At 53.3% G+C, this 11,181-nt stretch carries 10 protein-coding genes; 6 read left to right on the top strand and 4 right to left on the bottom strand.

The features are described 5' to 3' along the window. Nucleotides 1-57: 57 nt before the first annotated feature. On the bottom strand, nucleotides 58-606 hold the full coding sequence (locus OEV49_15005; GenBank protein ID MDH3892381.1) for a sigma-70 family RNA polymerase sigma factor: 549 nt from the start codon (nucleotides 604-606) through the stop codon (nucleotides 58-60). A gap of 616 nt (nucleotides 607-1,222) precedes the next feature. Between OEV49_15005 and OEV49_15000 the strand changes: the two genes are divergently transcribed. Genes OEV49_15000 through OEV49_14990 form a run of 3 tightly spaced genes read left to right on the top strand, consistent with a single transcriptional unit; the run spans nucleotide 1,223 to nucleotide 3,618 of the window. Continuing rightward, nucleotides 1,223-2,512: a hypothetical protein gene (locus OEV49_15000; GenBank protein ID MDH3892380.1), complete on the top strand. Its 1,290-nt coding sequence runs from the start codon at nucleotides 1,223-1,225 to the stop codon at nucleotides 2,510-2,512. Further along, nucleotides 2,499-2,879 (top strand): hypothetical protein, encoded by a 381-nt coding sequence (locus OEV49_14995; GenBank protein ID MDH3892379.1) that lies wholly within the window; start codon nucleotides 2,499-2,501, stop codon nucleotides 2,877-2,879. Before OEV49_15000 ends, OEV49_14995 begins: the two co-directional genes overlap by 14 nt. 37 nt (nucleotides 2,880-2,916) lie before the next feature. Beyond that, the gene (locus tag OEV49_14990) at nucleotides 2,917-3,618 is read left to right on the top strand and encodes a hypothetical protein (protein MDH3892378.1); all 702 of its coding nucleotides are present in this window, start codon (nucleotides 2,917-2,919) and stop codon (nucleotides 3,616-3,618) included. A 66-nt stretch (nucleotides 3,619-3,684) separates the two neighbouring features. Here the strand turns inward: OEV49_14990 and OEV49_14985 are convergent, their stop codons facing one another. Both OEV49_14985 and OEV49_14980 read right to left on the bottom strand, forming a co-directional pair. After that, entirely contained in the window at nucleotides 3,685-6,093 is a 2,409-nt protein-coding gene (locus OEV49_14985; GenBank protein ID MDH3892377.1) for an aminotransferase class III-fold pyridoxal phosphate-dependent enzyme, read from the bottom strand. Next, a complete protein-coding gene (locus OEV49_14980) occupies nucleotides 6,090-6,419 on the bottom strand; it encodes a hypothetical protein (protein ID MDH3892376.1) in 330 nt (109 codons plus the stop codon). The genes OEV49_14985 and OEV49_14980 overlap by 4 nt, the downstream gene beginning before the upstream one ends. 98 nt (nucleotides 6,420-6,517) lie before the next feature. Between OEV49_14980 and OEV49_14975 the strand changes: the two genes are divergently transcribed. Both OEV49_14975 and OEV49_14970 read left to right on the top strand, forming a co-directional pair. After that, nucleotides 6,518-8,305 carry a hypothetical protein gene (locus tag OEV49_14975; protein MDH3892375.1) on the top strand — a complete coding sequence of 596 codons (1,788 nt, stop codon included), beginning with the start codon at nucleotides 6,518-6,520 and terminating at the stop codon, nucleotides 8,303-8,305. Between the two features lie 18 nt (nucleotides 8,306-8,323). Beyond that, complete coding sequence (locus OEV49_14970) at nucleotides 8,324-9,889, top strand: M64 family metallo-endopeptidase (protein MDH3892374.1); 1,566 nt, start codon at nucleotides 8,324-8,326, stop codon at nucleotides 9,887-9,889. Between the two features lie 90 nt (nucleotides 9,890-9,979). On the opposite strand, the gene OEV49_14965 is transcribed toward OEV49_14970, so the two are convergent. Continuing rightward, nucleotides 9,980-10,441 (bottom strand): pyridoxal-phosphate dependent enzyme, encoded by a 462-nt coding sequence (locus tag OEV49_14965; GenBank protein MDH3892373.1) that lies wholly within the window; start codon nucleotides 10,439-10,441, stop codon nucleotides 9,980-9,982. Between OEV49_14965 and OEV49_14960 the strand changes: the two genes are divergently transcribed. Further along, a complete protein-coding gene (locus OEV49_14960; GenBank protein MDH3892372.1) occupies nucleotides 10,418-11,164 on the top strand; it encodes a sigma 54-interacting transcriptional regulator in 747 nt (248 codons plus the stop codon). The two genes, OEV49_14965 and OEV49_14960, sit on opposite strands and share 24 nt — an antisense overlap. The last annotated feature ends 17 nt before the right edge of the window (nucleotides 11,165-11,181 follow it).

The raw sequence follows: 11,181 nt of genomic DNA, 5'->3' as shown, positions 1-11,181 counted from the left end.
CTCCAATGCGACTTTACCCGATCCAACCTGAAGAGGCGCCGGATGAGTAAATCCGTACTACAAAAAACCACATTCTTTCAGAATGCGACGCAGTTTTTCAAGACATCGATATCTGAATGGGCCGATGCTGTTAAGCGATATGTCCAACCGGCGTGCGATTTCGCTGTAGGAATCTCCCTTGGGTGAGAAGAATAGCGCTCGCAGTAGTTTCTGACAACGATCGTCCAATTGGTTGATAGCGTACTGAAGATGCACCTGTAGTTCGAGTTTGGTCACCTCTTCATTGGAATACTGATCCATCTCCATCACACCGTCCGACTCTGCGTACTTGCTTGTCAAGGCCAGTCGTTTGGCCATGCGCACACCGTTTCGGCGGGTGGTTCTTATAAGCCAGCCACCCAACTTGTCGGGGTCACGGATGGAGTTGAGATTCCTGTAGAGAGCCAGCCAGCTCATCTGCGCACAATCTTCTGCGTCGGTTCTGTCCAGACCGCACCGCATGGCCACGCCCATCACGGCCTGTTCATATCGTGCCACCAACTCTTTCCAGGCCGGTTGGTGCCCGAGTTTTACTTGTTCAAAGAGTTGGCGGTTGGTTTTATTCATTCATCTGGCTCAACCTCCCCGAGTCGGCCCCCGAATGGTGTCCTGGTTTCGCACACGACAGACTGTTATTGAACGCGACAGGACGTCAATAAGCGCGACAGACCGTTATTAAACGGCGGTGGCCTCGGGGAATCAGGTTCTACTATGAATATAGCCAGCCTTCCCTAAAGCTCCAACGTGAATGTCTTAGTATATTTCTGCATAAGGTGTACGGATCGCGGCTGTTGATGCCTCTGGTGGTGTTGTGCATCTTGTTGACGACGGTAGCGGCGAGTTCTGTCGGGAGTATGCCCGGAAGGAGTGCGTGCTAATGTGGACAGACCACGTACTTGTTATATCCACTTTCAAATGGATCATCCAATCGTTTCGTATAAGGCTCAGAGTAGCGGAGCTAATAGCTGATATAAAGGACGGAACAGGGTCTTCACTGACACTTCACATAGACGTGATTCTCGTCCCCTAAAGAGTATTGACAAACAGGTGGCGATTTCTATACTTTGAGGTCTGAGCGCAGCAGCGTGCTCGTATCGAGAGCGTCCGTGCTCCGCAGGATTGAGAAGAACGCGATCTGGACGCAATCACTGGATGCGACTGAACACTATCATGGGAGAATACTATGAACCTAAGGTTTGCCGGCAGTCTTATGGTAGCGCTGCTGTTTTATTCTGTCTTACCGTCTGAACGTCCACGGGCGGATGAATTACAGACCATCAAGTTGATCGGCCACACTTTTTCGAAAACGTCGGTGCCTTACAACAAGCCGTTCCAGATTACGGGAGTTCTCCCTTTGTATGCCGGGCCGGTGGATGCGGTGGTGCTGAAGATCGAGCGGAAGTCGAAGGCTGGCGGCTCAGGCAAGACGCCGCCCGGCGGCTATTGGATTCGAAGCAGCGAAAAGGACAGTGAATTCAAGATCGCCGTAGGTCCCCTGACGCCGATCCACGCCGATTTCGAGTTCACATTTCAGTTCTTGATCAAAGTGCCTACAGACCCCAGAAGCCTCGTTCGCATCTCTTCGGCCGTAGAGAATCGCCTAACCGAACTTGGCAAGACGAATGATTTCAAGTTCACCCTTGTAACTTTGTTGCCAAATATCGAGCTAGCATTGACCGAGCAGCTTGTTGGCGCCGTTCCGGCATCAGCTATTCAATACGGAAGCTTCACCGGTGCTGAGGTGGCTGCGAACGGTGATGTTCAGCTTGGGAGCCAGCCGTTGCAGGCAACAAACACCGAGTTGAAAAGGATTGGTAAACTGTACGGGCCATTGAAGCTTACGTTGGATAACCTGAAGCTTGAGCTGCAGCAAACCCGTCCAAATCAAACGACTATCGAAAACTATGAGAAACTCATCGAACAGAAGCGGGCGGGGATTAGGACTGAGTTGCAAAGTCTCTTGGACGACTATTACCTCCCCGAGGCGAAGATACTGGTCACCTCCGACCCATCGGCAGCCAAGGCCGAGATCGACAAACTTCGCATCAGCACCGTAATCGGGGGCGGTTTTGCCGTACTCAATTCGACTGGTCACGGCAGCGCTGAGATCGAAGGGACTACCTACACCGCACTGAAATTCCGTCTTTTTGAACTGGTGGACCGGTCCCTCCCCGACCCTTATCCCACGGGTCGTTCGAGAATATCTCTGGTGGTGGGAGGACTGCTCTCCAACGAGTTCCGTTATCGCGGACAGCAGCTCGAATCATTCGGCAGCTTTTTCCCCGTAATCGGACTTGGATATGACATAAACCCCAACTTCGGTATCACCATTGGCGCTGTGTTCTTCAAGCAACCCAGCCTCAACCCGCTGGCCAGCAACAGGGACTCCGAGAAAGCAGCGCTGTGGCTGAGTCTTGACTTTGATGCGGACCTGTTAAATAAACTCAAGGAGGTGACAAGTGACGGCCCCTAATGGACAAAACGGCGCGGCTATAGAGAAGATAGTGACTCTGACCGTCAATCCAGTGGAGTACAATACCTCGTGCGGAGTTAGCTTCACAATTACCGGTACGCTGGAAGCGAATCACGCAACAGAGGGTAAAGTCTGCGCGTCGCTCACGAATACCAACGCATGTCGGATTAGCGACGCGAACTCCAATGACAGCAAGTGCTCAGACTGGTTTGATCTACCGGAGAACGTCGCTGTCCCGTTTGCCGTGAAAGCAACGATTGCCTGTCAACCGGCCGGGGACACCTATTTCGAGCAAGTAATGGTGCAGGGCCAAACCCGGTCGGGCTGTAACCACGTCAGCGGAATTGCGGTAACAATTGATTGCTAAAGTTATGAAAACCACTCTATCAATACACCGATGGCGGATGACCGCAGTTTTGTGCGTCATCGCCGCAACGCTTGCCTCCTGTTCATTGAGAGACCCCAAGTCCCTTTCAGAGACGGAGATTTTTAGTTTCGACGTGACACCAACCAGCATCCCTGCCGACGGCGTCTCCGATGCGGTGGTGCATATATGTTTGGGTGACGAAACGCCCGAAGGCTCCACGGCGACCCTGACGACCGAGTTCGGACTCTATCGCATCAGTGGCGGGGAGAGCGACGACAATCAGCAAGGTCGACAGGTGTCTATTAGTGTCGCCGGTTCCTGCGATGATGTAAGTCTGGTTTCGACCACCCGATTCGGCGTCAACACGATTGCAGTGAAGATGGACGGCTTCGTTCAAACAAAGGAGATTACTTTTACCAGGGCGCTACCTGAGCGCATCCAGTTGATCCCCGATCGCTTCACGGCCACCGCCAACGGTGTCGACCGGATACTGCTTACGGCCGAACTTGAGTTTTTCTCCGGCATCGGAACGCCATCGGAGGGCAATCGGATTACCTACCTGACACGCAACCTGGCTGATGGCTCCGAGGTATCGGCCTTGCGGCGTGAAGTGCAATCTGACAGCTTCGGCATCGCCTGGGCAGAGATCTTTATAGGTACGGCCGGAACATACGAGGTGGTTGTATTCGCCGAGGATGACGTCTCCGTGCGCGACTCGGTCGTGGTGACTTTTCAGTAAGCGGTTCGCACCGTTAGGTTCGGGTGAGCCGGCCGGCCACAACGGCGCGACCCCGGAGCTATATTCTCAGCAGGCGCCGTCGAGGGTTTTCGCCAGGCTATCAACCAGGCGGTCGGCGTTGTCATAGTTGAACAGTATCGGAGGTTTGATCTTTATCACGTTTTCATCCGGCCCGTCGCTGCTGAGCAGAACACCCGCATCTTTCATTTTTTCAATCACCAACGCAGCCAGTGACGTGGCCGGTTTCAGGGTCTCTCGATCAACGACCAATTCAACGCCGATGAACAACCCCAGGCCACGCACATCACCAACGACCTCGAACCGATCCATGAGTTCGGCCAATCTTTCCTTGAGATAGCTGCCGACTTTCTGGGCGTTTTCCTGTAGGCGTTCTTGTTCGATGACGTCCAGGACGGCCATGCCGATTGCGCACGACACCGGGTTACCTCCGAAAGTATTGAAGTATTCCATGCCGTTATCGAACGAGGCCGCAATTTCGGGCGTGGTGACAACGGCGCCGAGCGGGTGCCCATTGCCGATAGGTTTTCCCAAAGTAACGATATCGGGAATTACATCCTGAGTTTCGAAGGCCCAGAAATGTGAGCCGATTCGGCCAAAACCAATCTGCACTTCGTCGGCAATGCACACACCTCCGGCCGCTCTCACCTGTTCGTAAGCCTCCTTTAGATAGCCATCGGGGAAGACGATCTGGCCGGCGCAGCCCATCACCGACTCGGCCAGCATGGCTGCAGTCTTTTTACCACCGGATACAATCTCAGCTACTTCATCTTTGATGTGGTCGGCATACTTGCGGGCCAGATCGATTCCATGGCCACGATACTCTCCTCGAAAACAGTCAGGTGTTGGCACCTTATGCACAAAGCCGGGCGCACCGCTGCCGCCGGGTCCATCGAACTTGTACGGACTCAAGTTGACCAAGAGACCGGTGTTGCCGTGATAGGCGCCGTCGATAACTACAAACTCACTCCCTCCGGTGTGAGCCTGGGCCAGGCGAATGGCCAACTCGTTAGCCTCCGACCCGGAACAAACAAAGTAACAGACCGACAGGTCACCCGGCAAAGTTGCCGTCAAGCGAGCGGCGTACTCGGTCAAGTAAGCGTGCAGGTAACGAGTGTTGGTATTGAGCAGCGCCATCTGCTTTTGTCCGGCCGCCACGACCTTAGGGTGACAGTGACCGACATGCGGTACGTTGTTCACGGCATCCAGGTATCTGAGACCCTTGTCGTCACAGAGGTACTGAAGGTATCCCCGCACGATCTTCAAAGGCTCCCGGTAAGCAACACTCAACGAAGAACCTATCAGACTCTCTCGCTCACTCAATATCCGATCGTGCGATTTGTCATCCCGACGACGGGAGTATGGTTTCAACCAGCCTACAGCCCCGTCCGATTCGAGACAGGGTGGATAGTCGCATGCATTACGCAGATAGCAGCCTGCGAAGTGGGGACCTATCCTGCAAGCTCGTTCAAGCAGAGCCCAGCCAGGTTGTTCGCTGACTTTGAGATATTCATTCTCCGGTTCCAGTTTTTGCTGATAGGCACAAATGGAAACACTGAGACATAAACGCACACACGCCAAAACGAACAGAACTGCGAACTCCGAATCGTCAAGCGGCATCCGTTGATGGTATCCGGCCACCAGAAAGCCGGCATCATGAAGCGGGTCATCAACATCGAGCATAGCATAGGCAACGGCCACGGCCAGATTGTTGATGGTGTGAGAGAAGACGGCATCTCCAAAATCGATCAGGCCCGTTGTTCTCCTGAAGCTGAGACCGGTAGCTTTATCCTCTACCAGCCCGGTCAGTATATTGTTGTCGTTGGCGTCGTTGTGAATGACGCTTTTTCGAAGATGGGACAGATGTGGGCGCACAACCTCTGAGTACAATGAAAGATAGTAATCAATCAGTTCCTTTTTCCTGGGACTCTGCAAATTCGATTGAAGCGACTTGATCGTCTCGACCGCTCCGGCCAAATCCCAATAGAATTCTCGCCTGGCCGCAGGGTGAGAAAAACCTGTCAGGACACTATCCATTCGTCCCAACAAATCACCGACCGAACTAATGAGTTCGGGAGCACGGTTCTTTATCTGTGACAACGGCTGACCATCAAGAAAGGTGAGAAGACGCACCCAGTGCTGTTCTTGGTCGCGCCCCTCTGTCGTTTGCATCATCTGGCCGGATTGCGAGTGAACAACGGTTGGGAAATAGGAAGATATATCACTCTTTGCTATCCGATCGAGCATTTCATTCTGGAATTCCAGGTTGGTTCCGGCCTCGTTGACGTTCGCGATCTTGAGTACATAACCCACGCCGGTCTGGGTGGTTATCCGGTAGTTTCGATCTCGCTCGCTGGGCAATTCCTCTACGACGCCTGAGAGTCCATACAACTCACTGAGCAATTTTTCGGCTGCTTCAGAGTCGAATTGGGGACGCCTTGGTCGAATTGGTATCATCTGAAATAGTAATCCGGGTCTCTTAGTTGGCCGTGAATATAACGACATTGTAACTGTCTGGCAATACCGGCAAGTCGTCCTGTCCGGACCAACTGGTCACCGGAAACCACGACCAATGCCACCATCGCCGCCTCTATCAGATATCGGAAAGCCCCAAGAGCCCCGGAATCGCCGTCTTTTTGCCACATCATGATTCTGTTATCGATAAAATGCATCCATGTTACGTATGTTATGTCACTACCGATGGCGTCGAACCGGCGGAGTATACTGCAGGGGGCTTTTCGGTGCGGCAACTCGAACATCAGGTCAAAATATGGAGTTAACAAGATAATCTACCCATTTAGTCGATTTTTTATCGTTCCAACAGAACCTTTTGATCGATGGAACGACTAATCATCTAAATAATCTGTCTCAGGAGGACAAGATGATGGTATTTTCCCGAGCGGTGGTCTTCTTTTATGTGATGGTTTGCGCCGCAATTGTGACAGCCGGTGACTTTCCCCGGCAGATGAGCTATCAGGCCGTATTAACCGACGATATGGGTGATCCACTCACCCAGAACGGTCTGAGCGTTCGTTATTTTCTTTATGCCGATTCGACCGGCGGTTCTTTTCTGTGGGCCGAAGTAACCTCAATTGATATTGTGGACGGTCAGCTTAACCACTATCTGGGTTCGTCCTGCCCGGCCTGTGGTATTCCCGACTCAGTCTTCTTTAATCAGGACACCCTTTGGATGGAAGTAATGGTCGATGGTGAATCAATAGAACCACGCACCAAACTGGCCGCTTATCCCTATGCTTACCGCGTGGCCAGTATTGACAAGACGACCGGTGGAACGGTGACCGGTGACATCTCCCTGCAAAGTACAGCCGGAGGAAACGCTTTTGAAGTATTGAATAGTGGTCTTGGGAGAGCAGGCTATTTTCAGATTGGCAACGTCGCTAACACAGAGTCTGCTCTCATAACAACAACAAATGGTACTGGTCCAGCCTTCACTGCATTTAATGACGGCGGTGGACCCGCCGGTATTTTCAGAGGCGGCAATGTCGAAGTCCAGGACAACGTCTTTAATACCAAACTAACGCTCAATCCGGTCGGCCCCCCGGATGGTGGTGGGTATCTTTCCGTTCACGACGCAGCCGGAGCAGAACGGATTAAGCTCGTTGGTGATTTGCTTGGCGCGGGATATCTCACTGTAAGTAATGATGCGGGCACACCCGCAATTGACGTGGATGGTTCTTCCCAACATGTAGGTGTTTATGATAAAGGCACGGCCGGTTCGGTCCACCTGAACACCGGTGCACTGTTCGGCGGCTCGTTGACAGCCCACGGGCCCAATGGATTCCAGACGGCCGAGCTGAAAGCTAGCGAAAGCGGCTCTGATGGCGGTTTCCTGTCTCTGGGCCAGTCGGGCGAACGAGACGGACTTCGTTTTGACGGCGAAGAGGAAGCGGGCGGTGGTGGAGTAGCCTGGTTTTACAACAGCAATAACGCTGTTACCATGTGGCTTGAGGCGGACCAATCCGATCTGCCCGGCATTTATATGCGCAATCAGTACGGCAACACTCAGATTGTCAGCCTGCAGGTCGCCTCCTCTTCCGGCGGTGGAATGCTATCAATGTACAATGATATTGGAAATCATACCGTACTCGTGGATGCCGACGACAACAATGCAGCCAAGATCATTTTGCGCAACGCCTCTGGCGAATCGGCCATTAAGTTGGAAACCTCCGATGCCGGCGGCGACGGTCGCGTGACTACCGAGGTGCTCGAAATAACCGGTGGCTCCGACCTGTCGGAGCAGTTCAATATTAGGAAAACAGTTGACGGAATCGCCCCCTTACCGGGGATGGTTGTTTCTATCGATTCAGAACAGATCGGACAGCTCAAAGTCAGCCGACGCGCATACGATCCGGCCGTAGCCGGAATCATCAGTGGCGCCAACGGTATCAAGCCGGGCATGATGATGGGCCAGAGCGGTACTATCACCGACGGTGATTACGCTGTTGCTCTGACCGGTCGCGTCTATTGTCTGGTCGATGCATCTTTCGGCGCGGTCCAACCGGGTGACATGCTGACCACATCTTCTACCGTCGGTCACGCTATGCTTGCCTCGGACCTCAGGCGAGCACCCGGCACGATCATTGGAAAAGCAATGTCGTCCCTCGAATCCGGGCAGGGCTATGTCCTGGTCCTGGTGACACTTCAGTAGGATGCGGGAGACATGAAAATGAAAACGCTTCGATTTCTTATTGTGATCCTGGGATTAGTCTTGATCTTCGGGCCGGAACTGATGGCCTTCACGCTCGAGCAGATTGATCCTTACCCCCTGGACGGTACGCGTAAAGTACCCGACTTTACAGGCAACCCGGGTGATTCCATTACCCTTGGCACCGATGAGATAATAGACATCCTGATGTTGTGCGATGGATACCTGGCCGCCGACGCTGATTCCTTCTTCGCTCGATGTACCACATTGTACAACAATATTATGGTTGTCAGACCCTACACTTATTACAAACAGGCGTTCCGCGTCCGGGCTCTGTTTGAGGAATCGACGGCTCGGTGTGACGGTCCGGAGGACTCCCTTAGGAATTCTTACTATGCGGTAAAACTGGACTCTGACCGTAAGACTTCATCGAGCGGCTGGACTTCAGGTAGCACGGGTAAGGATAGTGTCTTTCGGGCGAGATTGTATCAGTCCATCGATGACTTGCCGGCGCCAAAGGTGACCACACGGCATCCCTCGACCCTGGACAACTCAGTCGACGGCAGTAACCTGATCAGCGCCATGGCCAGCACTTACGAGAATCTGTATATCTGCATGTTCTTACGAAAAGGCGACGGTACGGACAGTACGGTTAGCGGACGAGCTTTTCGGGTAAAGGATCTGACGACCGATAAGTATATCAAAATCGGTATGGGCACCAACGAGATACATGAATTTGGACACACCTTTGGCTATCTGAGGGATGAGTACATTGACAATCGCGACGCCGCATCTACCGGGAGTAATCCCCACGATGACAGCCTGTCGATCTTCAACCTATCCAACTACGCCTACAGCAAGAGGCGCAACGAACAGTTGTGGCAGCATCTCGCCCCCGGAAGTCAGTACAATCCCGATGTCTTTTCCCTCGTCGGAAATCTTTTCAAGGGAGGTGTGAACGAGGATAGTGTCTGGCACTCCGAATACAAGTGCCTCATGAACGGCGGACATGTGAATTATGTCTGCAACGATGAAGCCGGTGAACCTGAAATTGACCTGCGCGACAAGCGACACATGTGCTTTTGGTGCGAGGAACTGGTGGCAGTGCGAATAATGCAGCGGACCGGCCAATTCGGGACTTCTTCATCGGCGAGCGTCAATGATTCCGGTATCGCCTGGTGGTCCAACTGGGTTTCGACCGGGCGGGATCAGTACTTTACTTACTTCGATATTCCGGGCCGGATCGAACAGCGGAACAAATGCTACGGGCTGTGGGACGGTGAGGGTTGCAACAGTTGTGAAGGCGCCTGTGATGAAGACGACCTTCCGGACTGTCTGCCGAATTGCGGTATCCGCGAGAACGGCTATGCCATCTATATCGATGAAGGGAGCGGCTCTGACACCGATGAAGGCACCAAAGAAGAGCCAAAGGGAACCTTGGATCATGCGATCGTCACGGCCAACGCTACCCTTAGTGATGCCAAGCTGGTGCTGGTCAAACCAGGAACCTACTCTGGATCGTGGTTTTGGGATACACCGGTGACAATCACCACCGAAGGATGTGATACCGTCGTGATCGGAAAGTAGGCTTATAGCGGTGAGTTTTGAGCAGGTCAGGAGCCTCGTGCTCCTGGCCTTTCTTGTAACCGGCACCGGATGTCTGGAGAGATGAAACCTCTATCCTCTGTGAACATCCGTACTGAGGTACTTGAGACCGGAATCCACCATTAAAGTAACTACCGTAGCATCCGGTCCCAGCCTCTCTGCTACTCGAATGGCAGCAATGACATTTGCTCCCGACGACGTTCCCGCAAAGAGTCCCTCTTCCCGGGCCAGTCTCCTGGCCATAGCTTTGGCGTCATCGGTCTTGACCGCGATAATCTCATCCACCAGACTGGGATTCCAGAGTGGCGGAGTATATCCAATGCCCACCCCTTCGATCTTGTGAGGTCCTGCCTGACCTCCCAACAAGACAGAGGATTCGCCCGGTTCAACGACCACTATCTTAACATTGGGATTACGCTGCTTTAGCACGGTTGCCACGCCACGCGATGAAGCCGCCGTGCCGACAAGCCGTTTGTGACCATTGAATGCACCACGATACCGCACAATCTCATGGAGTCCGAACTGTTCGGCCATGAGAAGGGCGCCTTTACGGATGCGCGTAGCGTCAAACGCGGATTGTTCGAGTTGGCCGACTCCGGCACCGTGCTGGTCGATGAAATCGGTGATCGTCCCCTGGCCATGCAAGCCAAGCTCCTGCGGGTCATTGAGGAACAGCGGTTCAAACGGGTTGGGGGCGTTGTCGACATCCAAACCAACGCCCGGATCATTGCCGCCACTAATATGCAACTTGATCGAGCGGTCGATGAAAAACGGTTTCGTCGTGATCTCTACTATCGCCTCAACGTCATCCCCATCCAGATACCACCACTGCGCGATCGAGGCTCCGATGTTGTTTTGCTGGCCGAGTTTTTTCTCAAACGGTTCAATCAACAGTTCGGCAAGAACTTTCGATCTATTACAGCCGGCGCCCGGGAGCTCTTGATGCGCTATAGCTGGCCGGGCAATGTGCGTGAACTTCGCAATGCTATCGAACGTGCCGTGCTCCTGGAATCCGGTCACGATTTGGAACGCGGCCACCTGGTACTCGGCTCCGAAACCAGCTCCGGACCCATGACCGACGCCCACGATCCGCAGTTGGTGAACAACGGGATGTCCATGGATGAAGTCGAGGCAGACATGATTCGCCGGGCCATGGATGCTTCTGATGGTAACCAAACGAGAGCGGCGGCCATGCTCGGCGTAACTCGTGACGTCCTCAGGTACCGGATTAAGAAGTACGGCATTGGTCAACCCTGAGCCTGCTTGTATGGTTG

Source organism: Candidatus Zixiibacteriota bacterium, assembly GCA_029860345.1.
Classification (GTDB): domain Bacteria; phylum Zixibacteria; class MSB-5A5; order GN15; family FEB-12; genus JAJRTA01.
The sequence above is the reverse complement of the archived record's forward strand: the minus strand, read 5'-3'. Positions and strand labels throughout refer to the sequence as shown.